This is a genomic window from Mycobacteriales bacterium, from assembly GCA_030697205.1.
Classification (GTDB): Bacteria; Actinomycetota; Actinomycetes; order Mycobacteriales; family SCTD01; genus JAUYQP01.
Map to the genome: position 1 here is coordinate 89,115 of JAUYQP010000032.1, position 25,197 is coordinate 114,311.

Consider the following 25,197-nt stretch of genomic DNA (forward strand, 5'->3'; position numbering starts at 1 on the left):
CGCCCCGGCGTACCGCCGTGCCGTGGCCCGCCGCTTCGTGCTCGTCATGTCGGTGTCGATGTTCGGCGCCAACACCCTCGGCGCGCTCGTCGTCTTCGTCTACCTCACCTTCGTGCTGCCCGATGCCATGAGCGCCGACCTCGAGCTCGTCAACAGCATCGTCGCGGCGTCCTACCTCGTCTTCTCGCTGGTCGTCGGGACGGTCGGCTCGGTGGTGCTGCAGCGGCGGATCCTGCGGTGGTTCCGCAAGGCGCACGTCCTCGACGACGAGGACAGGCGTACGACGCTGCGCCTCCCGGCGCGGTGCGTCCGTCTCTACGGCGTCCTGTGGGGCGTCGCGGTCGTCGTCTTCGTGTCCATCAACCTCGGAAACGACGTCAACCGGGCGCTCGACATCGCGTCCACCATCGGCTTCGGCGGACTGACCACCTGCGCGCTGGCCTACCTGCTGGCGGAGCGCGCCGTCCGCCCGCTCGTCGCCGAGGCGATGCGCGACCAGGTCGAGCCGCCACCGGTGGTCCTCGGCGTACGCCGTCGGATCCTGCTGTCGTGGGCGCTCGGCACCGCGGTGCCGGTGTCGGGGATCGTGATCGGTGTCCTCGACCCGGCCGACGACGGGGGTCTCGACCCTCCCGCGGTGCTCTTCCTCTGCGTGGTCGCCCTCGGGGTGGGACTGCTCGCGATGCTGGTCGCCGCGCGGTCGGTGAGCGACCCGGTCCAGTCGGTCACGCGGGCCCTGGCCGCCGTCGCCGCGGGCGACCTCAGCGTGCGGGTCGATGTCGACGACGTGAGCGAGGTCGGCCAGCTGCAGAGCGGCGTCAACGCCATGGTCCTCGGCCTGCAGGAGCGGGACCGGCTGCAGGACCTCTTCGGCAGGCAGGTGGGCCGCGACGTCGCCCGGCTGGCGCTGGAGCGGGGCGTCGACCTGCGCGGCGAGCGGCGCGAGGTCGCGGTGCTCTTCGTCGACGTCGTCGGCTCGACCGCCCTTGCCGCGCGCAGCGACCCGGAGGACGTCGTGAGCGCCCTCAACCTCTTCTTCGGTGTCGTCGTCGACGCGGTCCAGGCAGAGGGCGGCTGGGTCAACAAGTTCGAGGGCGACGCCGCGCTGTGCGTCTTCGGCGCGCCCGTCGGCCTCGACGACCCGTGGACGGCGGTGCTGCGGGCCGGCCGGGCGCTGGCCGCGCGGCTGGAGCCGCTGCCGCTGGAGGCCGCGGTGGGCATCAGCGGCGGCACCGTCGTCGCCGGCCACATCGGGGCCTCGTCGCGGTTCGAGTACACCGTCATCGGCGACCCGGTCAACGCCGCGGCCCGGCTCACCGAGCTCGCGAAGCAGGAGCCGGGTCGGATCCTGGCGGACGGTGCCGTCGTCGGGCGGGCCGAGGCAGGCGAGGCCGAGCGGTGGCTGCCCGGCGAGCGGGTCGTGCTGCGCGGCCGGACCGCGTCGACCGTCCTGCACGCTCCGCTGGACCCTCAGCACCAGGGCCCGTAGTCACGGCGGGCCACTGGACGACGCGCGCCCGGGTGGTCCCGCCGGACTCTGCTTGCGAGCGGGTAGGGGTGTGCCGATGGTCGTCGTGTGAGCCCTGACTCCTCGGCCGGTCCCGCGTTCAGCCGCGCGGCGCGGCAGGTCCTCGCTCACCTGCGAGAACAGCTCGACCTCGAGGTCGCCTTCGTGTCCCGCAAGGTCGGCGACACCTGGTTGCTGCTGCAGGTCGACGACGACGCGTTCGGCCTGACCGAGGGGCTGTCGATCCCCTGGAGCGACTCGCTGTGCAGCCGGGTGGCGTCGGGCGAGGCACCGACCGTCGCGCCCGACGTGTCCGCAGTGCCCGTCTACGCCACGGCCGCTGCCCACCTCGGGCTGTCCCTCGGCGCCATCGTCAGCGTGCCGATGCGCGACGACCACGGGGAGCTGCTGGGGACCCTCTGCGCCGGGAGCCCCCGGGCCCGTGGCCCGGAGCTCGCTGCCCAGGAGCGCCACGTGTCGCTGCTGGCCGCGCTGCTCGGCTCCCTGCTCTCCTCCGAGGTGGGCTCTCTTCGGGAGGACCGGCGGCTGCTGCTCTCCGCGGCGGCACCCGACCCCGTCACGAGTGCTCTCCCGCGCGCGGTCTGGGACCGCGCGCTCTCGGCGGAGGAGGCCCGCTGCGCGACCTACGGCCTGCCGTGCTCCTTGGTCGTCGTCGACCTGGCCGGCCTGTCCGAGGTCAACGCCACCCTGGGTCACGAGGCCGGAGACGCGGTGCTGCGTGCGGCGGCGCAGGTCCTGCGGGACAGCAGCCGCGCCGAGGACCTGCTCGCCCGCATCTCCGGTGACCAGCTCGGGCTGCTCCTCGTGGAGTGCGACCGGCCGCAGGCAGAGGCCCGCGTCCGTCAGCTGCGTGCTGCGCTCGACGCAGTGGGCGTCCGGGCTGCGGTGGGCAGCGCGACCAGGCGCGACGACCTGATGAGCGCCTGGCACCGCGCCGACGAGAAGGTCCGCGCGAGCAAGGGCGACCCGGCTGCACGGCTCCCGCTGGACGGGGCCGCCTGGGAGGTGCCGACGCACGACGACCCGGTCCTGTCGGAGCTGCTCGACCTCGCCCGCCGTCAGGTCGGTGCCGACATCGCCTTCCTCGGAGCCTTCACCCAGGGGGCTCGGGTGATGCGCGCGATCTCCTCCGAGCACCCGCTTCCGATCGGGCCCGGTGCGGTCGAGGACCTCGACGTCACGCTGTGCCAGCGCATCCTCGACGGCCGGCTGCCCCCGGTCATCCCCGACACGGCCGCGGAACCCGAGGCCATGGCCCTGGCCATCACCCGGGCCCTTCCGATCGGGTCCTACGTCGGGGTGCCGGTGGTGCTGCCAGGCGGGCGGCTGTACGGCACGCTGTGCGCGCTGTCACCGATGCCGGACGCCTCGCTCTCCCAGCGCGACGCGGACGCCCTCACCGCCATCGCCCAGAGCATGGCCCGCGTGCTCACCCACGAGGAGACCAGCCGCCTCGCGCGCAGGTCCGTGCTGCGACGGTTGGACACCGCGCTGGCAGGCGACGCGACCACCATGGTGTTCCAACCGGTGCTCGACCTGAACGGACGCGTGGTCGGCTCTGAGGCGCTCGCCCGCTTCCAGCTCGAGCCGGTCCGCGGCGCCGACCAGTGGTTCGCCGACGCGGCCTCGGTCGGCCTCACCGTCGAGCTGGAGCTCGCGACCGCGCGACAGGCCCTGGCGGCGTTGTCGAGGTTGCCCGGGTGGCTCGCCCTCAACTTCTCCGCCACCACCCTGTGCACGCCGGCGCTCCAGGCGGCGCTCGCCGACGTCGACGTGAGCCGGCTCGTGCTCGAGGTCAGCGAGCACGAGGAGATCGCCGACTACGACGCCCTTCTGCGCGCGCTCGCACCGCTGCGCCTGCGGGGTGCCCGGGTCGCGGTGGACGACGCGGGTGCGGGCTATGCGAGCCTGCGCCACGTCGTGCGGCTCGAGCCCGAGGTGCTCAAGCTCGACATCTCGCTCGTGCGCGGCATCGACACGGCCCCCAATCAGCTCGCGCTCGCGACCGCCCTCACGACCTTCGCCCACGAGATCGGCTCGACGGTCATCGCCGAGGGCGTCGAGACGGCCGCGGAGCTCGCGACGCTGTCCGAGGTGGGAGTCGGGCTGGTGCAGGGGTGGTACCTCGGTCGGGGCGTGCCGCTGAAGGAGTTCCTGCGCCGCTGGAGCGTCCCGGGCCCGAGGGCCCGGGTCCGCACCAGCGGGCTGGCCGTCAGCTGACGCGCAGCAGGTCCACGACGAAGACGAGCGTCTCGTTGGGGCCGATGGCGCCCCCGGCACCGCGGGCGCCGTAGCCGAGGTCCGGCGGGATGGTCAGCTTGCGACGGCCACCGACCTTCATGCCTGCGACGCCCTTGTCCCAGCCGCCGATGACGTGCCCGGCACCGAGCGCGAAGGTGAACGGCTCACCGCGGTCCCAGCTCGCGTCGAACTGCTTGCCGGCCGACCAGGAGTGGCCGACGTACTGCATGGTGCAGGTCGTGCCGGCGGTGGCCTCGGTGCCGTCGCCGACGGTGAGGTCCTCGATGACCAGCTCGGTCGGAGGGGCACCCTCGGGGATGGTGACCTCGGGCTTGCTGCTCAACTCGTGCTCCTTGCTCGGGGCGTCACATGGACGCGATCAACTTGTCCACCCGGTCGTCGACCGAGCGGAAGGGGTCCTTGCACAGCACGGTGCGCTGCGCCTGGTCGTTGAGCTTGAGGTGCACCCAGTCGACGGTGAAGTCGCGGCGCTTCTCCTGGGCCCGCTTGATGAACTCCCCGCGCAGCTTGGCGCGGGTCGTCTGCGGCGGCACGGACTTGGCCTCGAAGACCGCGAGGTCCGTGGTGGCCCGCTCGACAGCGCCCTTCTTCTCCAGCAGGTAGTAGAGGCCCCGGTGGCGGTTGACGTCGTGGTAGGCGAGGTCGAGCTGGGCGACCCGGGCGCTCGAGAGCGGGAGGTCGTGCTTGGCGCGGTAGCGCTCGATGAGCTGGTACTTCGTGACCCAGTCGATCTCGCGGTCGACCAGCGACAGGTCGCCGGTGTCGATGGCCTCCAGCGTCCGGCGCCACAGGTCGAGCACCCGCTTCACGGTCGCGTCGCCGCCACGGCGGTCGATGAAGTCCTGCGCCTTCGCGTAGTACTCCCGCTGGATCTCGAGCGCGGTGGCCTCGCGGCCGTTGGCGAGCTTGACTTTGCGCCGGCTGGTGATGTCGTGGCTGACCTCGCGGATCGCCCGGATGGGGTTCTCCAGGGTCAGGTCGCGCATGACGATCCCGGCCTCGATCATCCGGAGCACGAGGTCGGTCGTGCCGACCTTGAGCAGCGTCGTGACCTCGTTCATGTTGCTGTCGCCGACGATGACGTGCAGCCGGCGGAAGCGCTCGGCGTCCGCGTGGGGCTCGTCGCGGGTGTTGATGATGGGGCGGCTGCGGGTCGTGGCGCTCGAGACGCCCTCCCAGATGTGCTCGGCCCGCTGGCTGACGCAGTAGACCGCGCCGCGGGGCGTCTGCAGGACCTTGCCCGCGCCGCAGATGATCTGGCGGGTCACGAGGAAGGGGATGAGCACGTCCGCGAGGCGGCTGAACTCGCCGTGACGTCCGACCAGGTAGTTCTCGTGGCAGCCGTAGGAGTTGCCGGCGCTGTCGGTGTTGTTCTTGAACAGGTAGATGTCGCCGGCGATGCCCTCCTCACGGAGCCTGCGCTCGGCGTCCATGAGCAGGCCCTCGAGGATCCGCTCCCCCGCCTTGTCGTGCGTGACGAGGTCGACCGCGTCGTCGCACTCCGGGGTGGCGTACTCCGGGTGGCTGCCGACGTCGAGGTAGAGCCGCGCGCCGTTCTTGAGGAAGACGTTGGAGCTGCGCCCCCAGCTCACGACCCGGCGAAAGAGGTAGCGGGCGACCTCGTCGGGCGACAGCCGGCGCTGCCCCTTGAACGTGCACGTCACGCCGTACTCGTTCTCGATCCCGAAGATCCGGCGGTCCACCCTCCGGACGCTACAGGTCACAGTGCCGCACGTCCGCGCGACCCTCGTCAGGCACCGCAATGGATCGGCGCTCCGGCTCAGACCGCGCTGGTCTCCCGGCCGGTCGCGGGTGCCGGCACGGTCCACGGGGTCGGGACCTTCCGCAGCTCGAGCACGGCGATGACCCGGGTGCCCGTGGCGTCGCCGCTGATCTGCAGGTCCTCCGACACGGCCTGCACGATGTGCAGCCCGCGACCGCTCTCGCTGCTCGCGACGGCTCGCGACGGCAGGCCGTCGAGCCCCGGCCCGTCGTCGTCGACCTGCAGGACGAGCCGGTTGCCTTCGAGTGACACCGACAGCTCCACCCGGGAGCGGGCGGCGCGCACCGCGTTGGCGAGCAGCTCACCGGCGGCCAGCGCGGCGTCGTCGGCGTCGACGGCGCGGGCCCGCAGCCACGCGGTCAGCTGCCGCCGTGCGGCGGCCGCGCCCTCGGGCCCGGCACCGACGTCCCAGCGCGCGGTCGGGGCCACGACCGCAGCGACCGTACGACGAAGGACGAGGGCGAGCGTGTCGTCTCGACGGTCGCCCTCGCGCAGCGCCGCCTCGACGAGCGAAGCCGACTGCGACTGGGCGTCGAGGCTCGCGACGGTGCCCGCGTGCTCGGCGAGGTCCTCGAGGCCCTGCAGGATGTCGCGCGTGGACTCGACCAGGCCGTCGGTGTAGAGCAGCAGGGAGTCGCCCGGGGCGAGCCAGGTCTCGGTGACGTCGTCGCTGCCGGCGCCCGGCCAGCCGATCGCGCCGCCGTGCGCGACCACCTGGCGGACCTGGCCGTCGGACCCGACGACCAGCGGCGGCGGGTGGCCACCGCTCGCGACGAGCAACCGCCCGGTCGTGGGCTGGTAGCGGGCGAGCACCACGGTCGCCACGAGCTCGGGGTCCTGGCGGCCTAGCAGCTCGTCGCAGCGGCCGACGACGTCCTGCAGCGGGGTGCCGTCGAAGACGACGTTGCGCAGCGCGTGCACGACCGCGAGGGCGTCCTGGGTCGCGCGCACCCCGTGCCCGAGGACGTCCACGACGGCGAGGTGCAGCTCGCCGGTGGGCAGGACCTGGCAGTCGTAGAGGTCCCCGCCCGTGGGAGACGACGGGTCGGAGGCGACGTAGGTGACCCCGAGCTCGACGCCGTCGACGTCGGGCCGCGGCGGCATGACTGCCTCCTGCAGGTGCTCGACGACGACGCGCTGCGCGGCCTCCATCTCGACCAGCTGGCGGAACTGCGCGCGCAGCTGCTCCATCTCCTCGGCGGGCGTGACGTCACGGGCGACGACGACGAGGGTGGGCTGCTCCCCCAGCCGTTCGGCGGTGGAGTAGCTGCAGGCCAGGCGACGTGGGCCGGCGGGTCCGCGGACCAGCACCTCGGAGGGAAGGTCACCGCGCGTCGTCCAGCTGGCGAGGTCGACCGGCAGCCCGGTGCGGGTCGTGAGGTGCAGACGTCGCAGCGCACCCGGTCGACCGACCACGCCGACCGCGAGCGCCCCGGTGATGCGCTCGAGCGCGGGGTTCCACGACAGCACGGTGCCGTCCTCGTCGAGGGTCGCGATGCCGTCTGACGTCGAGCTGATGATCTCGTCGAGCTTGCGCCGCTCCTCGAGCACCGTGGCGAGCAGCCGGCCCTTGGCGAACGCGCTCGTGGCCTCCCGGGCGAGGGCCTCGACGATCGCGATCTCCTCGCGGCCCGCCGACTCGAAGCCCGCGCGGTCCACCACCAGCAGCGCCCCGATGAGGCGGGCGTCGTCGCGTAGCGGGGCGGCCAGGCAGTCCCGCCCCTGCTCCCCCGCCAGCGCGAGCGCCAACGGGCCGGTGTCGGTGCGCCGCACCTCCACCGGGCCCGGCAGCGCAGCCATGACCCCCGCGAGCGACAGCGCGTCGTCGCCCTCCACGAGCACGGTCGGCTCGCCGGCCAGCGAGCCGTCGACGGCCCGCTCGAGGCGGTGCACCTCCCGGCTGCCGTCCGTGCGCAGGACCAGCATGACGAGCCGCGCGTCGAAGGTCGCGGCGACCTCGTGGAGGTAGGCGCCGATCGCCTCGCGCGGGTCGATCGGTTGGCTCAGCGCGGACGCCGCCCGCTGCAGCCCTGCGACCCGTGCCCGCTCGGCGCGGGCCGCCGCCTGGCCGCGGTAGGCGAGGTGGAGCAGGACGAGGGGGACGGCGAAGACGGGCACGGTCGCGGGGTGTCCGTCGTAGGACGCCGTGAAGAGCAGGCCCACGGCTGCGTTGACGGCCAGGCCGCCGAGCCACCCGGGCAGCACGACCGGTGCCAGTCCGGTGAGGACCGCGCCGACGCCCCCGCCGTTGCTGATCGCCAGCACGACTGCGAAGGCCGCGTGGTTGACCAAGGCGACCAATGCGAGTCCGAGCAGCACGCCGAGCAGCCCGCGCACGTCGAACCCGTCGCCACCCACAGCGTGCACGGCGGTCGCACCGAGTGCTGTCGCGAGCGACCACTGCGCGACGTTGAAGACCAGCTTGAGGGAGTCGTTGCGGCGGAGCAGTCCGGCGACCGCCTGACCGGACGCCACCGCGGCGACGGCCTGCCACCCGGCAAAGGCGAAGAGCAGGGGGGCGAGGACGGCCTCGACGAGGTTGAGGCCGTTGACGTGGCGGCCGAGCCGGAAGCGGACCTGGAGGAACTCGGCCAGCCCGACCAGCAGTGCCAGGACGGGTAGCACGAGCGGGGCGGGGTCGCCCGGTCCCCGGGCGTCGTCGACCACGAGCCCGACGGTGACCGCGCTCGCAGCCACCGCCAGCCCGAGGACAAAGGCTCCGACCGCGACGGGTCGGCGCACTGACGTCATCCGGCTAGTCCCAGGCCCCGTACCAGGCACCACCGGGGAGCGGTACGCCGAAGAACGTCCTCTCCCCCGACGAGCTGCCGTCGTCGGTCTCGCCGTACCAGCTGCTGCCGTACCAGCTCGAGCCGTACCAGCTCGAGCCGTACCAGCTACTGCCCGTCCACTGGCTCTCGTACCAGCTCGAGCCCGTCCACTCGCTGTCGCGGAACTCCTGCGGGTCGAACTCCCGCAGCTGGCCGGTCGTCTGTCCTGCCAGCTGCTCGGGGCAGAAGACGTCGCGGACCGGGTCGAGCGGGTCGCCCGTCGTGCACGTTGGGGTCACCAGCACTGTGCCGCGGCTGCCCTGCAGCGACCCGACCGTCTCGAAAGCGTCGCGGACCTGGGACACGACGGCCGCGGTGCTGAGTCCCGCCCGGACGATGTCGAGCAGCCCTGCGCCGACCACCAGCGGGTCACGGGCCTGGATGCGCTGGGCACCAGCCGTGAGCCGGGTCTTCACCGCGTCGGGCGTGAGCGTCGAACGCTGCTGCAGCAGCAGCGCGACGGCGCCGGAGGTCACGGCGGTCGCCATCGAGGTCCCGGAGCCGGCGCGGTAGGGCCCGCTAGGCGCACCGGGCATCGCCGCCAGCGCCGAGCCGGGGGCCTGCAGCGACACGACCTTCGCGCCGGGGGCGACGAGGTCAGGCTTGGCGATCCCGTGGCGGGTCGGCCCGCGGCCGCTGAAGTCCGGGACGCGGTCGTCGTCGACGGCCGGCGTGCCGCGGTCGTTGACCGCACCCACCGTGATGACGAGCGGGTCGTCGCCCGGCTTGCTGATCGTGCCGGCGGACGGTCCGCGGTTGCTCGCCGCGACGGTGACGACGAGTCCGGAGGCCCAGGCCCGCTGCACGGCGAGGTTGAGCGGGTCGACGGTGTGCGACACCGGGCTGTCCGTGCCGAGCGAGAGGTTGAGGACGCGGATGCCGTAGCGCGGCGCGAACGACGTGACCCATTGGATCCCGGCGAGCACCTTGCTGACGTCCGCCGATCCGTCCCTGCCCGCGATCTTGACGCTGATGAGATCGGCGTCGGGGGCCGTGCCCTTGTAGAGGCCGCCGGACTGCGCGCCGTTGCCGGCGATCAGACCGGCGAGAAAGGTGCCGTGGCCGTAGCTGTCGTCGCAGCTCGCCTCGCCGGAGAAGTTCACGCAGGCCACCGTGGCCCGCTGGCGGGGGGCCACGTCGTCGACGTCGGGCAGGGACGCACCGAGGTCGTTCGGCAGCGACTCGACGGCCTTGCTGCGGTCGGCCGGAAGCGGGTCCTCCACGGGCAGGACCCGCGAGCGCGACCCGTCACTCGTCATGAGGTCGGGAGACGGGGTGATGCCGGTGTCGAGCAGCGCGACGACGACGCCCTTGCCGGTGATCCCGAGGGCGTGCGCAGCCTCGGCGTTGGTCTCGCGGTTGACCACGGGCCGGGGGTACGACGAGGACGTGTCCGTGGCGGTCGACGGGTCGGCCTGGACGTGGACGCTCGCGTCAGGGGTGACGGCCCGTACTCCGGCGGAGGAAGCCAGCCGTGGCTGCGCGTCCACGGGGATGCTGGCAGCGACACCGTCGACGATCGCCAGCTCGCGCGTCACGCTGCCACCGACCCGACGCACCGCCTGCGCGGCGGCCTCGACCGAGTCGGCCTGCACCACGACCCGAACGGGTGCGGTGGCCTGTGCACCCTGGGACACCGGTGCGCCCTGCGCCAGCGGGGCCGCGGTCGCGGCGGGGGCCACCACCACGCACGTGCCGAGCAGCAGTGCGATTCCGACCTGTGGAGCTCTCGTCACCGAACGTCCCCCCTGAGCCACGGGCTGTGACCGCTCGTGGTCACGACCAGCACCGTCCGGCCGGATTACCCGGCCTTCCCACGAGCGAAACGCAGCATGCTGCGCCAATGTCGTGAGATGCCCGTCACATCACCAGGTCGGTCGTCGCCAACCTCTTTCCAGCAGTGCCTCCTGCAGTGCCGTCCCCGCCTCGTCGCGCTCGGCCTGCAACCGGTCCATCGTCGCGAGGTCGAGCTCGCCACGGCCTGCGTGGTGCTCCAGCCGGTTGGTGGCGATGACCAGGTCGCGCATGGCGGCGACGAGACGGTCGTCGGTGAGAGCGAGGGCGAGAGCGGGCACGGGGCCTCCCGAGGCTGAGGTGTGCTCTCTGCCTCGGCCACCTGGAGCAGTGTTCTGCAGCGAGCGGCCGAGAGTCCACCCGATCGGCGCATCGGCCCGACGCGGCTGCTGGGCCGATCGGAGCAGTCAGTACCCGCGGGCGGTCTCGCGGGCGGTCCCGCTGGAGGTGGCGCCCTGCAGACGGCGTACCCCGCTGCTACTCGACCTTCACCAGGTCGACGACGAAGACCAGCGACGCTCCGCCCGGGATGTCGGGCGGGTAGCCCTCCGCGCCGTACCCCTGCTCGGCCGGGATGGTCAGCTGGCGCCGGCCACCGACCTTCATACCGACCAGGCCACGGTCCCAGCCCTGGATGACCGCGCCCTCGCCGAGGGTGAAGGGGAAGGTCGAGTCGGGGCCGCGGTCCCAGGAGGCGTCGAACTGCTTGCCGTCTGCGGCGAGGACCCCGACGTAGCGCACCGTGAGCGCCGAGCCCGCGCAGGCCGTCGTCCCGGTGCCGGTGACGACATCGGCGACGACCAGCGCCTCCACCGTCGCGGGGCCCTTCGGGACGGTCGGCTTCTTCGTCAGGTCGGTGGTGCTCCCGGCCGCGGCGGGCGAGAGGGCCGGCGCTCCGTCGCAGGACGCCGCGTCACCAGGCGCGGGCGCCCCGGTCGGAAGGCCCGGCCCCTGGATGGGCGCGCTGGTGCTGGGTGCGCTCTGCACCGTTGGGTCCTCGAGGGCGTCGGTGGCCTCATCGCCGCAGCCGGCCAGCCCGACGAGCAGGGCCACGACGACCGTCGTACGCCGTGCTGTGGTCAGTGCGCGTCTCACGGGGCGAGCAGCCTCTCGAGCGGGGCGCCGACGAGGCGCTTGAAGGCGCGCCGGGGTCGGGTGCGGTCAAGGACAGCGGCCTCGAGGTCCTCGGCCGCGATGGTGCGGGCCTCGGCTCCGTCGGCGACCGGCTGCGCGAGCGCGGTGACGGCGAGCTTGAGCACGTCGGCGAGCGGCGCGGTGGGGTCGTGGTGCTCCTTGACCCAGGTGGCGATGGGCTCGGCGTTGCCGCCCATGGCGACGAAGCCGTGCTCGTCGGCCACGCTGCCGTCGTAGGTGAGCCGGTAGATCTGGTCGTCGGCCGCGGTCTGGCCGACCTCGGCGACGACGAGCTCGACCTCGTAGGGCTTGCCGGACTCGGTGAAGATCGTGCCGAGGGTCTGGGCGTAGGCGTTGGCGAGGCCCCGGCTGGTGACGTCGCGGCGGTCGTACTGGTAGCCGCGGAGGTCGGCGTAGCGGACACCCGCGAGCCGGAGGTTCTCGAACTCGTTGTACTTGCCGACCGCGGCGAAGGCGATGCGGTCGTAGATCTCGGAGATCTTGTGCAGCGCGTTGGAGGGATTCTCGCCGACGAACAGGATGCCGTCGGCGTAGGTGATCGTCAGGACGCTGCGACCGCGCGCGATGCCCTTGCGGGCGTAGTCGCTCTTGTCCTTCATCACCTGCTCGGGCGAGACGTAGAACGGCGTGCTCATCGGCTCAGCCCCCCGGGTTCGTCATGCGGGCGTCGACGACGCTCTGGACCACGGCGCCGACCTCGATGTCGGGCAGCCTGCGCAGCCCCTCGTCGGTCACGCTCATGACCACGGGCCAGATCTTGCGGGTGAGGTCGGGGCCGCCGGTCGCGCTGTCGTCGTCGGCGGCGTCGTAGAGCGCGTCCACGCACAGCGCCACCGCCTCGGCCTCAGTGCTGCCCTCGGTGAAGCGCTTCTTCAGCGCGCTGCGGGCGAAGACGCTGCCCGAGCCGACGCTGTGGAAGCTGTGCTCCTCGTAGCGCCCGCCCGTCACGTCGTAGCTGAAGATCCGACCGATGCCTGCGTCGAGGTCGTAGCCGGCGAACAGCGGCACGACCGCGAGGCCCTGCATGGCCATCGCGAGGTTGCCGCGGATCATCGCGGACAGCCGGTTGGCCTTGCCGTCGAGGCTCAGCACGCTGCCCTCGAGCTTCTCGTAGTGCTCGAGCTCGACCTGGAACAGCCGCACCATCTCGATCGCGAGGCCCGCCGTGCCGGCGATGCCCACGCAGGAGTACTCGTCGGCGGGGAAGACCTTCTCGATGTCGCGCTGGGCGATGATGTTGCCCATCGTCGCGCGGCGGTCCCCGGCCATCACCACGCCGTGCGCGTGCGTAACCGCGACGATCGTCGTGCCGTGCGGCGCGTCCACAGTGCCGGACGGCAGCGTCAGCCGCGACGGGAGCAGGTCCGGCGCTGCCGCTCCGAGGAACTCCACGAAGCTGCCCGCCGGTGCGGTGTAGTGGGCGGGCAAGCGCCCGGACTCCCCTGGTGCCTGTGTCACGACGTCCTCTCGATGTACTCGATCATCCGGCGCAGCGTCTCAGAGGAGTCTGCGACCTGGCCGAGCGCGGCGTTGCACCGGAAGCAAAGCACCCCGCGCACCTGGCCCGTCACGTGGTCGTGGTCGACATGGACCGCCTCGTGCTTCTGGCAGATGGCGCAGAGCCCGCCTTGGGCGTCGATGAGAGCGTCGCGCTGGGTCAGAGTGAGTCCGTAGACCTTGAGGAAGCGCGTCTCTCGCGCCTTGGCGGCCACGCACTCCTTGCACCAGGCATTGAGCCCGCCAGGCTGCCGCGGCGCCTTCGAGAACCGATTGTGCGGTAGGACCGACGTGCATCGTGGGCAGTACTTGTGACCCTCGGGATCCTGGCGCCTGGCTCGCACCGTGTGCCCGGCACGCTCTCGTCGGCGTCGGTACGTGGCCGCAGCGCGCAAGGAGAAGCACTGCTTGCAGTAGAACTGCAGGCCGTCTGGCTGCCCGGCATTCTTAGAGAAGTCACTGACTTGTTTCGCCTGCTTGCAATCTGGGCAAACCTTGCGGCCCGCGCGAGGCGAATCGCTCAATTATTGGCCCCCCTTCTGAACGTATCCCTTCACGAAGTCCTCAGCATTCGACTCGAGCACCTCGTCGATTTCGTCCAACAATGCGTCGACGTCGTCGGTGAGGGCACCGACGCGCTCCTGCACGTCGCTGGTCGCGTCGACCGGGTCGGCGCCGGTCTCCTCGACCTCGTCCGACGAGCGGTTCGCCCGCTCCTGACCGCCGCCACTGTCCTTGGTCGCCATCGTGCGCTCCTGCCGTCGGGATCCCTGTGACGCAACCTATGCGACGGGAGCGTCACCCACCCATCGGCGCGGCTGGCGTGTGGATCAGTCGTCGACGACGACCCAGGAGCCGTCGCGGCGGGCGGGGCGGCGGCGCAGCCTCGCGACCCGGCCGAGCAACGCGAATGCCTGGGTGTAGCCGGGGGTCTTCCCGACGTAGGTCAAGAAGCCCTTCGGGCCCTCGACCATCTCGCCGGTGTCGAGGTCGTAGCGGGAGCCGTGCCACGGGCAGACCAGGCAGCCGGCGGCGTCGAGCGAGCCCTTGGACAGGTCGGCGAGCTGGTGGCGGCAGCGGGAGGAGACTGCGCGCAGCTCGCCGTCACGATCGGCGACGGTCCATCGACCGGCGCGGGCGACGCCACGGGTCGGGAGCGAGGTGGCGGGGATCTGCGGCACGGGGCCTCCAGGTGGGGTTCGGAACAGCGACCCTGCTCGCCCGACCCCACTGCTGTCCAGCGCAGCCGGACGGCAGACTGCGCGGCATGGGGATCGACGAGCTCGCGGACGCGCTCTACGCGCTGCCGCCGGAAGCTTTCACGGTCGCCCGCGGCACCGCGGCGAGGGCCGACCCGTCGAGCAAGCAGGCCATCACTGCGCTGCGTCGACCGACCGTCGCGGCCTGGATCGTCAACGTCCTCGTTCGTCACGACCCCGCGGTGCTCGAGGACCTGCTCGCCCTGGGGCCCGCGCTGGTCGAGGCTCAGCGCGCCGGTGACGGACCGCAGCTGCGCACCCTGTCCGAGCGGAGGCGGGCGCTGCTCGGGACAGTGACCGCGCGCGCGGTCGAGCTGGCCTACCGCGAGGTCACCGGCGCCGTGCGGAGCGAGGTCGAGGCGACCCTCGATGCAGCCCTGGCCGATCCCGCGAGCGCCGACGCGGTGCGTTCGGGCCGGCTGGTCCGGGCGCTGTCCTACGCGGGTTTCGGTGGTGTCGACCTCGACGGAGCGACGGCCGTGCCGATGAGCGCGGGCAAGGCGGCCGCGGGCAAGGCGACCGGCGGCAAGGCGACCGGTGACAGAGCGCCCGCGGTGGCGGGGCCGTCGGCGGCCGAGCTCACGGCCCGCGCGGAGCTGGAGCGGCTGGAGGCCGACGCCCTCGACGCCGCCGGCCGGCTCGACGACGCCGTACGCGCCCTCGACACCTCCTGCGAGGCCGCCAACCGGGCCGCCGCGGACCTCACCGTCGCCGACGCGGAGGTCGCCCGCGCCGAGGAGGCGCTGGCGCAGGCGCGGCAGCGTCGTACAGCCGTGCACGACCGCGAGCGCGAGACCACGTCCGCGAGGGCCGCGGCAGAGCGGGCCGTCACGAGAGCCCAGGCCCGCGCGGAGAAAGCGCGGCTGGCCCTCGACGCGCGACGGCGGGGCTAGCGCTTGCCGGCCAGCCGGTCGACGAGCTCGAGCGCGGTGTCGCAGGCGTCGAGCAGCTCACCGACGTGGGCCCTGGTCCCGCGCAGGGGCTCCAGGGTCGGGACGCGCTGCAGCGACTCGCGGCCGACGTCAAAGATGACGGAGTCCCACGACGCGGCGGCGACGGCGGTGGGGTACTTCGACAGGCAGCGCCCGCGGAAGTAGGCGCGGGTGTCCTCCGGCGGGTTGAGGACAGCGTGCTGCACCTCGTCCTCGGTGACGATCGTGTCCATAGACCCGCGCGCGACGAGCCGGTTGTAGAGGCCCTTGTCGAGCCGCACGTCGGACCACTGCAGGTCGACCAGGTGCAGCTTGGCGGCGTCCCACGTCAATCCCTCGCGGTCGCGGTAGCCCTCGAGCAGGCTGAGCTTGGCCACCCAGTCGAGCTCGCGCGCCAGCGACATCGGGTCGGTGGCGAGCCGGTCGAGCACCGACTCCCAGCGGCGCAGGACGTCGTCGGTCTCGGGGTCGACGTCGGCGCCGTAGCGGTCCTCGACGAACTTGCGCGCCTGCTCGAGGTACTCCGTCTGCAGCTGCACCGCGGTGAGGTGCCGGCCGTCGCGCAGGGTCAGCAGGTGGGTCAGCGACGGGTCGTGCGACACGGCGCGCAGTGACGCGACGGGGTCGACGACCGCGAGGTCCACGCCGGTCTCGGTGAACCACCGCGCTTCGATCATCGACAGCACCAGCGAGGTGGTGCCGACCTTGAGGTACGTCGAGACCTCCGCGAGGTTGGCGTCGCCGATGATGACGTGCAGCCGGCGGTACTTCTCCGGGTCGGCGTGCGGCTCGTCGCGGGTGTTGATGATGGGTCGCTTGAGGGTGGTCTCGAGGCCCACCTCGACCTCGAAGAAGTCGGCGCGCTGCGACAGCTGGAAGCCGGTGCCGCGCCCGTCCTGGCCGGTCCCGACCCGACCGGCTCCGGTGACGACCTGTCGGGAGACGAAGAACGGCGTGAGGTGCCGGACGATCTCCGCGAAGGGCGTCTGACGGGCCATCAGGTAGTTCTCGTGGGTGCCGTAGGAGGCGCCCTTGCCGTCGGTGTTGTTCTTGTAGAGCTGGATCGGCGCGGTCCCCGGCACCTGCAGCGCCCGCTCCGCCGCGAGCGCCATCACCCGCTCCCCCGCCTTGTCCCACAGCACCGCGTCGCGCGGGCCGGTGACCTCCGGCGAGGAGTACTCCGGGTGTGCGTGGTCGACGTAGAGCCGCGCGCCGTTGGTGAGGATCACGTTGGCGAGGCCGAGCTCGTCGTCGGGCTCGCCGGGCGAGTGGTCGGAGCCGCCGAGGCCCACCTCGAACCCACGCGCGTCGCGCAGCGGGTTCTCCTCCTCGAAGTCCCACCGGGTACGCCGGTCCCGCGTGGGCATCGCGCCCGCGTAGCCGTTGACGACCTGGGAGCTGGCAACCATCGCGTTGACGCCCGCGACGCTCGGGACGGAGACGCCGTACTCCGTCTCGATCCCCATGACCCGCCGGCTGCTCATGACCCCGAGCCTAAGCCGCCCCCCGCCCCCCTTGCGTCATCAGGACTCAGGAGATGCCGCCGCGCGGGGGTTATGACGCAAGGGCCGGTGAACCGCGGATCCCCCGCGGGCGAACGCCTCCACCGTGCAGGATGGTCGGATGACGCGACGACGGGCGCTCGGGGTGCTCGGGGCCGCCGTCGCCGGTGCCGCGGGCCTGCTGGGGCTGCGCGAGCTCGCCCGCACCGCCCCGGATCCGGTCGTCGTCGCCGGCACGACGCGCACCATCGACCGCTTCGCCGACCACGCGAGCGGCGAGGGCGAGTGGTGGGTGCCACCGGGCGCCACCGGGCCGCTGCCGACGGTCGTGCTGGTCCACGGCGGCTACTGGCGGGCCGGCTTCGACCGGACCCTCGAGGACGCCCTCGCCGCGGACCTCGCCGGCCGCGGGTTCCTCGTCTGGAACCTCGACTACCGCCCCTCCACGACGGCCTTCCCGACGACCCTCACCGATGCCGCACAGGCCTACGACCACCTCGTCACCGGGGTCCACGCCGACCGGGTCGACCGGTCGCGCGTCGCGGTCGCGGGCCACTCCGCCGGCGGACACCTCGCGCTGTGGCTCGCCAGCCGGCCGCGGCTGCCGGACGGCCACCCGGTCCGGACCCCCGCGGTCGTGCCGGCGCTGTGCGTGGCGCAGGCCCCGGTGGCCGACCTCGTCGAGGCCCACCGCCTCGGCCTCGGCGGCGGTGCGGTCGCGGCGCTGCTCGACGGCTCGCCACGTGACCACCCGGACCGCTACGCCGTCGCGGACCCGGCCCAGCTCGCGCCGTCAGGGGTCCGCACCGTGCTCGTCCACGGTGTCGACGACAGCGTCGTCCCGATCAGCCAGAGCGAGGCCTACCTCCGGCGCGACCCCACCGCGCAGTTACGACGGGTCGCCGGCGGGCACTTCGAGCACCTCGACCCGCGCACCGAGGCGATCGGTGCGCTGCGCGAGGCGCTCGCGACGCTGTAACGCCGCGGCGTACTCCTTGCGGCCCTAGAGGTACTGGCCGGTGTTGGAGATGGTGTCGATGGACTTGCCGGTCTCCGTGCCCTTGGCGCTGGTGACGAGCGTGCGGATGTAGACGATCCGCTCGCCCTTCTTGCCCGAGATCCGGGCCCAGTCGTCGGGGTTGGTGGTGTTGGGCAGGTCCTCGTTCTCCTTGAACTCGTCGATGCACGCGGTGAGCAGGTGCTGCATCCGCAGCCCCTTCTGCGTGGTCTCGAGGAAGTCCTTGATGGCCATCTTCTTGGCGCGGGCCACGATGTTCTCGATCATGGCGCCGGAGTTGAAGTCCTTGAAGTACAGGACCTCCTTGTCACCGTTGGCGTAGGTCACCTCGAGGAAGCGGTTCTCCTCCCCCTCGGTGTAGATGCGCTCGACGACGCCCTGCACCATCGCGGCCAGCGTGGCCTCGCGGGAGCCGCCGTGCTCGGCGAGGTCCTCGGCGTGCAGCGGCAGCTCGGTGACGAGGTACTTGCCGAAGATGTCCTTCGCCGCCTCGGCGTCAGGCCGCTCGATCTTGATCTTCACGTCGAGGCGACCGGGTCGCAGGATCGCCGGGTCGATCATGTCCTCGCGGTTCGAGGCGCCGATGACGACGACGTTCTCGAGGGTCTCGACGCCGTCGATCTCGGCCAGCAGCTGCGGCACGATCGTGGTCTCGACATCGGAGCTCACGCCGGACCCGCGGGTGCGGAAGATGGACTCCATCTCGTCGAAGAAGACGATGACGGGCGTGCCCTCCGACGCCTTCTCGCGGGCCCGCTGGAAGATCAGCCGGATCTGGCGCTCGGTCTCGCCGACGTACTTGTTGAGCAGCTCCGGGCCCTTGATGTTGAGGAAGTAGGCGCGGCCCTCGGGCTTGCCGGTGACCTCCGCGACCTTCTTCGCCAGGGAGTTCGCCACCGCCTTGGCGATGAGGGTCTTGCCGCAGCCGGGCGGGCCGTAGAGCAGGACGCCCTTGGGCGGGCGGAGCTGGTGCTCCTTGAACAGCTCCTTGTGCAGGAACGGCAGCTCGACCGCATCGCGGATCGCCTCGATCTGCGACGCGAGACCGCCGATGTCGGAGTAGTCGATGTCGGGGACCTCTTCGAGGACGAGCTCCTCGACCTCGCTCTTGGGGATCCGCTCGTAGACATAGCCGCTGCGGGTCTCCAGCAGCAGCGAGTCACCGGCCTTGATGGGCGTGTCGAGCAGCGAGTCGGCGAGCATCACGACCCGCTCCTCGTCGGTGTGACCGACGACCAGCGCGCGGTCCCCGCCCTCGAGGACCTCCTTGAGAACGACGACGTCGCCCTGCTTCTCGAAGGCCAGAGCACGTACGACGTTCAAGGCCTCGTTGAGCATGACCTCCTGGCCACGGCGCAGGTCGTCGAGCTCCACCTCGGGGCTCACGGTCACACGGAGCTTGCGGCCACCGGTGAAGACGTCGACGGTGTCGTCGTCGTGGCGCGACAGGAAGACGCCGTACCCGCTCGGCGGCTGAGCGAGCCGCTCGACCTCCTCCTTCAGCGCCACGATCTGGTCGCGTGCTTCCTTGAGGGTGTTGACGAGCCGGTCGTTCTGCCCGGACGCGCCGGCGAGTGACTCCTGGGCCTGGGCGAGACGTTCCTCGAGCTGGCGGACCTGGCGCGGGGAGTCGGAGAGGCGGCGCCGCAGGACGGCGATCTCCTCCTCGAGGTGCGCCACCTGCGCGGTCAGGTCCGAGACCTCACGCGGGCGCTCCTCGGAGCTCCCTGAACGTGTGCTTGCCACGCTGTCACCATCCCGTCACGCAGTCGGGCGTCCTTCGCTCGCATCCTACGTACGTCGCCAACGGCTCCGCCGTTCGCCGTGCCGTGCGGGTACCCATCGGCAGCGCGGGCCGTGCGCTGAGGGTCACGCGCACCTGCGACGGGTGGGCGGGCGGCTTTCGCCGTACTGTGCGGGTGTGTCCGACGAGCTGGTCCGCGTCGACCAGGACCTGTGCACCGGTGACGGGCTGTGCGTGCAGTACGCCCCCGAGGTGTTCATCGGCATGCCGGCCGTGCCGTCACGGCTGTCCGCCTGACCCCGTGACTGACGACGAGGGCCTGCCGCGGCCGCTCGTCACGATCAGCGGCGGGCCGGTCGACCTGCAGCAGGGCGACGTCCTGGGGGTCGAGCCCGGTCCTCGGCGCGGTCCGGTCGACGTCGCCCGCACCGTCCTCGGCTGGCAGCCCCGCCGTGACGTGCGGACCCCGCTGACGGCCGCAGCAGCGGTGGTGCTGCTCGCCGGAGCCGTCAGCGCCGTGGCTCTCGAGCTGCGCCCGGTGTCCACCGTGCCGGCCGACGTCGTGGCCGCCACCCTGGCCACCGGCAGCTACCGCGTCGAGCTGCGCCGACGAGACCGAGGGTGACGCGTCGCCCGACCGCGCCGTGCTCGACGTGGACCTCGGTGAGGAGGCCTTCCGCTTCGAGGTGTCGACGTCGTCACCGTCCGGGCAGGGGGTGTCCTTCGGGGTCGTCACGATCGGGGACGACACGTGGACGCGGTTCCCGTCGCCCGAGGCACTGGCCCGCGACGAGCTGGGTGCGGAGCCCTCCGACGAGGCGGTCTGGCTGCGCAGCGACACCGACGCCGAGCAGAGCGCCCAGCTGCTGGGCACCGAGGCGGGACTGCGCGACCTGCTGGCCGACGCGCGGGTCGTGCGCGAGCTGCCCGACGGCCGAGTCGGTGACGACGAGGTGCGGCGCGTGGTCGTGGCGCTGACCGACCCGGCCAGCGACAGCGACGGCGACAACGACAGCGCTGCCGACGATGCCGACGCGCTGGCCGGGGCCGATGAGACCGACGAGGTCGAGGCGCAGATGTCGGTCGACGACGAGGGCCGGCTGCGTCAGCTGGTGCTCGTCGACGACGAGGGCCGCAGTCAGGTGCGCAGCACCCTGGAGCTGTCGCGCTTCGGTGACGACCTCGACATCGAGCCGCCCCCGGCCGATCAGGTCCGCGAGGGCGGCAGCGGTCTGTTCGGCACCTGACCCCGCGGGAGCGCCCCGCCAGAGCGGGGTGCGGCGGAAGTGCGTGCAGGTGGCGGCCGCGCCCCGGGTGACGCGCCCCGACCCGCCGTGGCGGCGACAAGGCCCTCTCGAGCGCACGCAGTCCCGCCGGAGGTCCTTGCTGCTTCCAGTCCCGCGCCGCTACCAGCCTGCTCCCGCAGCGCCAGCGCCAGTGGAGCGAGGACTGGAAGCAGGAAGGACCGCAAGAGCCGCCCTACGGCAGCTGCGGCCGGAAGGGGGTCTTCGGTGCGGAGGGGTCGGGTGCGTCCGCGGAGGTGTCCGTCGACTCGGTCACGGGCTCGCCGTACATCCCCTTGGACGGCCGGCGCCGGCGCAGCGGCGGCTCCACCCCGTCGGCGAGGCGGCGGGTCGTGCAGAGGAAGCCGGTGTGGCCGACCATCCGGTGCTGCGGCCGGACCGCGAGCCCCTCGACGTGCCACCCGCGGGCCATCGTCTCCCAGGATTCCGGCTCGGTGAAGCTGCCGTGCGCGCGCATCGCCTCGACCGTGGTCGACAGCTGGGTGGTGGTCGCGACGTAGCAGCACAAGACGCCGCCGGGGCGCAGGGCGCGGGCCACCGCGTCGAGGCACTCCCAGGGCGCGAGCATGTCGAGGACCACGCGGTCGGCGTCGGTCTCGTCGAGCTCGTCCTGCAGCGACCCGACCGTGATGGACCACGCCGGGTGCGGCCCGCCGAAGAAGCGCTCGACGTTGGCCCGGGCGATGTCGGCGAAGTCCTGGCGGCGCTCGTACGACGACAACCGACCCCCGTCACCCACGGCGCGCAGCAGCGACATGGACAGCGCGCCGGACCCCACGCCCGCCTCGATGACGTGCGCGCCGGGGAAGACGTCGGCCATCCCGACGATGTTGGCGCTGTCCTTGGGGTAGACGACCTGGGCGCCGCGCGGCATCGACAGGACGTAGTCCGGCAGCAGCGGGCGCAGGGCGAGGTACTCCGTCACGCCTATCCGCACGACGACGCCCTCGGGCCCGCCGAGCAGGCTGTCGTGCTCGAGGATCCCCTTGTGGGTGTGGAACTGCTTGCCCGCCTCGAGCGTGATGGTGTGCATCCGCCCCTTGGGGTCGGTCAGCTGCACCTGGTCGTCGGGGCGCAGGGGCCCGCGGCGTCGTTCCGCTCCTGTGGTCACAAGGAGTCGAGGCTAGTAGGCCCCAGGGAGTGCCTCAGGGCGTGACGGCCTTGGCGACGTCGGCGACCGACACCACCCGCACCTCGCCGGTGGCCGGGTCGGACGTGACGTACTCCGTCGCGGGGTGCCGCCGCAGCGCCTCCAGCAGCGGCTCCCCCGACAGGGTCGGGTCGAGCACCATGCCGTCGACGATGCGGCGAGCGACGGTCCCGACGGTGACCCAGGGCCGACGCGCCTCGGGCGTCGCGAGGACCGCGGCCTCGTTGACGACAGCCTCGAGCCGGTCGGCGGAGTCCACGACGACGACCCCGCTCACCCCGGCCTCCTGGGCACGTCGCACGGCCTCGGACAGCGGCAGGGTCGAGGGCACCCGGATGGCCGGTCGGGCGAGCGCCACGACGCTGACCTCGGGCAGCTTGGTCATCACCTGCGACCGCCGCAGGGCCGCGGTCGCGCCGGAGAAGATGACGGCGGACATGAGCGCGGAGACCAGCACCTCGAAGATGCCCACGTCGTAGTCGAGCGCCGCCGGCACGATGCCCACGAGCAGGACGGGTACGCCGACGAGGGCCACCGCCTGTCCGGCGCGGGCCGCCGCACGGGTGGCCCGCTCGGCGTCGCCACCGAGGTGCCAGGCGACGGCGCGCACGACCCGCCCGCCGTCGAGCGGCAGGCCCGGCAGCAGGTTGAAGACGGCGACGGCGCCGTTGACGTAGGTCAGCAGCAGGCAGATCGCGGCTGCCACGGAACCCTCGGCGAAGGCGTCACCGACGACCAGCGCTGCGCCAGCGCTGCAGAGCAGCAACGAGACCATCGGCCCGCTGATCGCGACGGCGTACTCCCTCGCCGGGGTCTGGGGGGGCTCGGTGATCTCGGTGAGGCCGGCGAGCAGGGTGATGGTGATGGACTTCACCGGCAGGCCGAGCAGCCGGGCGACGACGCAGTGCCCGATCTCGTGCAGCAGCACCGACAGGCCGAGCAGCAGCGCGAGACCTGCGGCGATGCCGTAGGCCCGCGCGGTCGTCGTCTCGTCCTGCAGCTGCCGGCCGAACTGCAGCACGATGAAGGCCGCGAAGAGGAACCACGACGGGGCCACCAGGACGGGTACGCCGAGGACGCGTCCGACCTGCAGGCCTCCTCTCGGGGTCACCCCCGCACCTTACGTGGCGTTGCTCGGTGTCCTGCCCGACCAGGCCACCCGACTGCCCACGGGGGCCACGTGGTGGAGGTCGACGCCGTGCAGGGCGGCGGTCCGCGCGGCGGCGGCGGCGTCGGCCGCGACGGCCACCAACCGGCCACCCGGGGCGAGGGCCAGCACGGCTGCGGGCACGTCGTGCGCGGCCACCGCGACCGCCACGTCAGCGGCGCGGGAGGCGGCCGGGGGCTCGTCCGGCTCGTCCGGCTCGACCGGTCCGGCACCCGCGAGCAGGGCGCGCCGCAGGACGTCACCGCCGCCGAGCACCACCACGGACTGACCCGCGCGCACCCCCGCGAGCGCGGTGAGCACGGCGGCGAGCTCGCGGTCCCCTGTCATCACGCACCGCCTCCCTGACCTGACCCGACTCCCGGAGCCTGCCACCACCGGCGTCGTCCACAGGGGGTGGCGCGCGTCCCCGGTCTTGTCCCAGCCCGGACCTACCCTGGCGCCATGTCCGCTGCCGTCGACCTTCCACTGCCCGTCGTGGGGTCGCTGTCGCCGTCGCGCGCGGGCGACTTCATGACCTGCCCCTTGCTGTTCCGCCTGCGCACGATCGACCGGCTGCCCTCGCCGCCGTCGTCGGCGGCGACCCGCGGCACGCTCGTCCACTCGGTGCTGGAGCGGCTGTTCGACCTGCCCGCCGACGAGCGGACCCCTGAGGCTGCTGCAGCCCTGCTGCAGCCGGAGTGGGACCGCCTCGTCGAGGCCGAGCCCGAGGTCGCCGGGCTGTTCGCCGACGAGACCGAGCTGGCGGCCTGGCTGGTGAGCGCGAAGGGCCTGCTCGACGGCTACTTCACCCTCGAGGACCCGCGGCGCTACGAGCCGGCCGAGCGGGAGTCCTACGTCGAGGTCGTCCTCGACGGCGGTCTGCGCCTGCGCGGCATCGTCGACCGCCTCGACGTCTCCCCCGACGGCCGGCTGCGCATCGTCGACTACAAGACCGGCCGCTCGCCCAACGAGGCGTACGAGGGCAAGGTCCTGTTCCAGATGAAGTTCTACGCGCTCGTCATCTGGCGCACCCGCGGCAGCATCCCGGCGCTGCTGCAGCTGATGTACCTCGGCGACACCCAGGTCCTGCGCTACGTCCCCGACGAGGCGGACCTGCTCGCCACCGAGCGCAAGCTGCTGGCCCTGTGGGCCGCGATCGAGCGGGCCACGCAGCTGCGCGACTTCCCGCCGCGGGCGTCCAAGCTCTGCGACTGGTGCGACCACCAGGCGCTGTGCCCGGAGTTCGGCGGGACGCCGCCGGCCTGGCCCGAGGACGCCGTGTCCCGGCTGGCGCTGTCGTCGACCGCCGCGATCCCGGCGCAGGACACAGCGGAGTAGACAGGGGCGTCAGACGGGGACGACTCGGGCACCGGCGGTTTCCGGCGTACTCCCCCGTCGTGTCCCTGAGGTAGGAAACCAGGGTGCGCTCGGGGTCCTGCCCTGGTGTGCTGCCGCCTGACCCCGGCCAGGGTTCCCGCATGACGACAGCACTGGGAGTGACCGTGACGACAGCCGCCCGCACCATCGACCTGGTCAAGGTCTACGGGTCCGGCGACACCGAGGTGCGCGCGCTCGACGGCGTGACGCTCGAGTTCGCGAGCGGCGAGTTCACCGCGATCATGGGGCCGTCCGGGTCCGGCAAGTCGACCCTGATGCACGTCATGGCCGGGCTCGACGGTGCGACCAGCGGGCAGAGCTGGGTCGGCGACGTCGACCTGTCGGAGCTCTCGCCACCGCCGGTGCGTGGCTGGCGGACCTGGCTGCGGCGTCGTCGGCAGGACAAGCGCGCCGACAAGGCGCTGACCGCGCTGCGCCGCGACCGGGTCGGCTTCGTCTTCCAGCAGTTCAACCTGCTGCCGACCCTGACCGCCGGGGAGAACATCACGCTGCCGCTGGACATCGCCGGACGCGACGTGGACCCGTCGTGGTTCGAGGAGGTGGTGCGGGCGGTCGGGCTGGGCGACCGGCTCGGGCACCGTCCGGCGGAGCTCTCGGGCGGGCAGCAGCAGCGCGTCGCCTGCGCTCGCGCGTTGGTGTCGCGCCCCGCGGTCGTCTTCGCCGACGAGCCCACCGGCAACCTCGACTCACGCGCCGGCGCGGAGGTGCTGGGGTTCCTGCGGAGCTCGGTCAAGGACCTCGGCCAGACCGTCGTGATGGTCACGCACGACCCGGTCGCTGCGTCCTACGCCGACCGGGTCGTCTTCCTCGCCGACGGCCGGCTCGTCGGTGAGCTGCGCGAGCCGACCGCGGAGCGGGTGCTCGACACCCTCAAGACCCTCGAGCAGGCCTGA

The 25,197-nt window shown here is 72.7% G+C and carries 25 protein-coding genes; 9 read left to right on the forward strand and 16 right to left on the reverse strand.

The genetic code is table 11. From position 1 onward, the window contains the following. The first annotated feature begins 22 nt into the window (after positions 1-22). The gene (locus tag Q8R60_10345; protein ID MDP3712865.1) at positions 23-1,489 is read left to right on the forward strand and encodes an adenylate/guanylate cyclase domain-containing protein; all 1,467 of its coding nucleotides are present in this window, start codon (positions 23-25) and stop codon (positions 1,487-1,489) included. An 87-nt stretch (positions 1,490-1,576) separates the two neighbouring features. Then, a complete protein-coding gene (locus Q8R60_10350; protein ID MDP3712866.1) occupies positions 1,577-3,748 on the forward strand; it encodes an EAL domain-containing protein in 2,172 nt (723 codons plus the stop codon). Here the strand turns inward: Q8R60_10350 and Q8R60_10355 are convergent. The 11 genes from Q8R60_10355 to Q8R60_10405 all read right to left on the reverse strand — a co-directional run bounded on the left by Q8R60_10355 (position 3,741) and on the right by Q8R60_10405 (position 14,031). Further along, complete coding sequence (locus Q8R60_10355) at positions 3,741-4,112, reverse strand: FKBP-type peptidyl-prolyl cis-trans isomerase (GenBank protein MDP3712867.1); 372 nt, start codon at positions 4,110-4,112, stop codon at positions 3,741-3,743. The two genes, Q8R60_10350 and Q8R60_10355, sit on opposite strands and share 8 nt — an antisense overlap. A 22-nt stretch (positions 4,113-4,134) precedes the next feature. Beyond that, complete coding sequence (gene pafA / locus Q8R60_10360) at positions 4,135-5,493, reverse strand: Pup--protein ligase (GenBank protein MDP3712868.1); 1,359 nt, start codon at positions 5,491-5,493, stop codon at positions 4,135-4,137. 77 nt (positions 5,494-5,570) lie between these two features. Then, positions 5,571-8,324 (reverse strand): SpoIIE family protein phosphatase, encoded by a 2,754-nt coding sequence (locus Q8R60_10365; GenBank protein MDP3712869.1) that lies wholly within the window; start codon positions 8,322-8,324, stop codon positions 5,571-5,573. Between the two features lie 4 nt (positions 8,325-8,328). Continuing rightward, the gene (locus tag Q8R60_10370; GenBank protein MDP3712870.1) at positions 8,329-10,140 is read right to left on the reverse strand and encodes a S8 family serine peptidase; all 1,812 of its coding nucleotides are present in this window, start codon (positions 10,138-10,140) and stop codon (positions 8,329-8,331) included. Positions 10,141-10,269: 129 nt separating this feature from the next. Continuing rightward, positions 10,270-10,479, reverse strand: a complete 210-nt coding sequence (locus tag Q8R60_10375; protein ID MDP3712871.1) for a hypothetical protein — start codon at positions 10,477-10,479, stop codon at positions 10,270-10,272. A gap of 196 nt (positions 10,480-10,675) precedes the next feature. Then, entirely contained in the window at positions 10,676-11,011 is a 336-nt protein-coding gene (locus Q8R60_10380; protein MDP3712872.1) for an FKBP-type peptidyl-prolyl cis-trans isomerase, read from the reverse strand. A 278-nt stretch (positions 11,012-11,289) separates the two neighbouring features. Then, positions 11,290-11,988 (reverse strand): proteasome subunit alpha, encoded by a 699-nt coding sequence (gene prcA / locus Q8R60_10385; protein ID MDP3712873.1) that lies wholly within the window; start codon positions 11,986-11,988, stop codon positions 11,290-11,292. A gap of 4 nt (positions 11,989-11,992) precedes the next feature. Then, a complete protein-coding gene (gene prcB, locus Q8R60_10390) occupies positions 11,993-12,781 on the reverse strand; it encodes a proteasome subunit beta (protein MDP3712874.1) in 789 nt (262 codons plus the stop codon). Positions 12,782-12,807: 26 nt separating this feature from the next. After that, positions 12,808-13,065, reverse strand: a complete 258-nt coding sequence (locus tag Q8R60_10395; protein ID MDP3712875.1) for an endonuclease VII domain-containing protein — start codon at positions 13,063-13,065, stop codon at positions 12,808-12,810. Between the two features lie 309 nt (positions 13,066-13,374). Then, on the reverse strand, positions 13,375-13,596 hold the full coding sequence (locus Q8R60_10400) for a ubiquitin-like protein Pup (protein MDP3712876.1): 222 nt from the start codon (positions 13,594-13,596) through the stop codon (positions 13,375-13,377). Between the two features lie 84 nt (positions 13,597-13,680). Further along, a complete protein-coding gene (locus tag Q8R60_10405; GenBank protein ID MDP3712877.1) occupies positions 13,681-14,031 on the reverse strand; it encodes a Rieske (2Fe-2S) protein in 351 nt (116 codons plus the stop codon). Between the two features lie 86 nt (positions 14,032-14,117). On the opposite strand from Q8R60_10405, the gene Q8R60_10410 reads away from it, so the two are divergent. Further along, complete coding sequence (locus Q8R60_10410) at positions 14,118-15,002, forward strand: hypothetical protein (protein ID MDP3712878.1); 885 nt, start codon at positions 14,118-14,120, stop codon at positions 15,000-15,002. On the opposite strand, the gene dop is transcribed toward Q8R60_10410, so the two are convergent. Further along, positions 14,999-16,525 carry a depupylase/deamidase Dop gene (gene dop / locus Q8R60_10415; GenBank protein MDP3712879.1) on the reverse strand — a complete coding sequence of 509 codons (1,527 nt, stop codon included), beginning with the start codon at positions 16,523-16,525 and terminating at the stop codon, positions 14,999-15,001. The two genes, Q8R60_10410 and dop, sit on opposite strands and share 4 nt — an antisense overlap. A gap of 139 nt (positions 16,526-16,664) precedes the next feature. On the opposite strand from dop, the gene Q8R60_10420 reads away from it, so the two are divergent. Then, complete coding sequence (locus Q8R60_10420) at positions 16,665-17,522, forward strand: alpha/beta hydrolase (GenBank protein MDP3712880.1); 858 nt, start codon at positions 16,665-16,667, stop codon at positions 17,520-17,522. A 24-nt stretch (positions 17,523-17,546) separates the two neighbouring features. Here the strand turns inward: Q8R60_10420 and arc are convergent, their stop codons facing one another. Next, positions 17,547-19,307 (reverse strand): proteasome ATPase, encoded by a 1,761-nt coding sequence (arc, locus tag Q8R60_10425; GenBank protein MDP3712881.1) that lies wholly within the window; start codon positions 19,305-19,307, stop codon positions 17,547-17,549. Between the two features lie 175 nt (positions 19,308-19,482). Here arc and Q8R60_10430 point away from each other — a divergent pair, with 175 nt between their 5' ends. From Q8R60_10430 to Q8R60_10440, 3 genes are read left to right on the forward strand one after another with little or no spacing between them, the layout of a single operon-like run. Then, positions 19,483-19,602 carry a ferredoxin gene (locus Q8R60_10430; protein MDP3712882.1) on the forward strand — a complete coding sequence of 40 codons (120 nt, stop codon included), beginning with the start codon at positions 19,483-19,485 and terminating at the stop codon, positions 19,600-19,602. A 4-nt stretch (positions 19,603-19,606) separates the two neighbouring features. Further along, entirely contained in the window at positions 19,607-19,930 is a 324-nt protein-coding gene (locus Q8R60_10435; GenBank protein MDP3712883.1) for a hypothetical protein, read from the forward strand. 19 nt (positions 19,931-19,949) lie between these two features. After that, the gene (locus tag Q8R60_10440) at positions 19,950-20,552 is read left to right on the forward strand and encodes a hypothetical protein (protein MDP3712884.1); all 603 of its coding nucleotides are present in this window, start codon (positions 19,950-19,952) and stop codon (positions 20,550-20,552) included. A gap of 232 nt (positions 20,553-20,784) precedes the next feature. Here Q8R60_10440 and Q8R60_10445 read toward each other — a convergent pair whose 3' ends face one another. From Q8R60_10445 to Q8R60_10455, 3 genes are read right to left on the reverse strand one after another with little or no spacing between them, the layout of a single operon-like run. After that, positions 20,785-21,720, reverse strand: coding sequence for a tRNA (adenine-N1)-methyltransferase (locus Q8R60_10445; GenBank protein ID MDP3712885.1), 936 nt, complete (start codon positions 21,718-21,720; stop codon positions 20,785-20,787). A gap of 34 nt (positions 21,721-21,754) precedes the next feature. After that, complete coding sequence (locus tag Q8R60_10450) at positions 21,755-22,870, reverse strand: M50 family metallopeptidase (protein ID MDP3712886.1); 1,116 nt, start codon at positions 22,868-22,870, stop codon at positions 21,755-21,757. Between the two features lie 9 nt (positions 22,871-22,879). Next, complete coding sequence (locus tag Q8R60_10455) at positions 22,880-23,257, reverse strand: hypothetical protein (protein ID MDP3712887.1); 378 nt, start codon at positions 23,255-23,257, stop codon at positions 22,880-22,882. 111 nt (positions 23,258-23,368) lie between these two features. Here Q8R60_10455 and Q8R60_10460 point away from each other — a divergent pair, with 111 nt between their 5' ends. After that, positions 23,369-24,244 (forward strand): RecB family exonuclease, encoded by an 876-nt coding sequence (locus tag Q8R60_10460; protein ID MDP3712888.1) that lies wholly within the window; start codon positions 23,369-23,371, stop codon positions 24,242-24,244. A 140-nt stretch (positions 24,245-24,384) separates the two neighbouring features. Continuing rightward, positions 24,385-25,197: an ABC transporter ATP-binding protein gene (locus Q8R60_10465; GenBank protein ID MDP3712889.1), complete on the forward strand. Its 813-nt coding sequence runs from the start codon at positions 24,385-24,387 to the stop codon at positions 25,195-25,197.

Excerpts from the sequence above, each read along its gene's own strand:
- prcA (MDP3712873.1), bottom strand. The coding sequence starts at position 11,988 with ATGAGCACGCCGTTCTACGTCTCGCCCGAGCAGGTGATGAAGGACAAG.
- Q8R60_10420 (MDP3712880.1), top strand. The coding sequence starts at position 16,665 with ATGACGCGACGACGGGCGCTCGGGGTGCTCGGGGCCGCCGTCGCCGGT.
- Q8R60_10365 (MDP3712869.1), bottom strand. The coding sequence starts at position 8,324 with ATGACGTCAGTGCGCCGACCCGTCGCGGTCGGAGCCTTTGTCCTCGGG.
- Q8R60_10465 (MDP3712889.1), top strand. The coding sequence starts at position 24,385 with ATGACGACAGCACTGGGAGTGACCGTGACGACAGCCGCCCGCACCATC.
- Q8R60_10410 (MDP3712878.1), top strand. The coding sequence starts at position 14,118 with ATGGGGATCGACGAGCTCGCGGACGCGCTCTACGCGCTGCCGCCGGAA.
- dop (MDP3712879.1), bottom strand. The coding sequence starts at position 16,525 with ATGAGCAGCCGGCGGGTCATGGGGATCGAGACGGAGTACGGCGTCTCC.
- Q8R60_10460 (MDP3712888.1), top strand. The coding sequence starts at position 23,369 with ATGTCCGCTGCCGTCGACCTTCCACTGCCCGTCGTGGGGTCGCTGTCG.
- Q8R60_10400 (MDP3712876.1), bottom strand. The coding sequence starts at position 13,596 with ATGGCGACCAAGGACAGTGGCGGCGGTCAGGAGCGGGCGAACCGCTCG.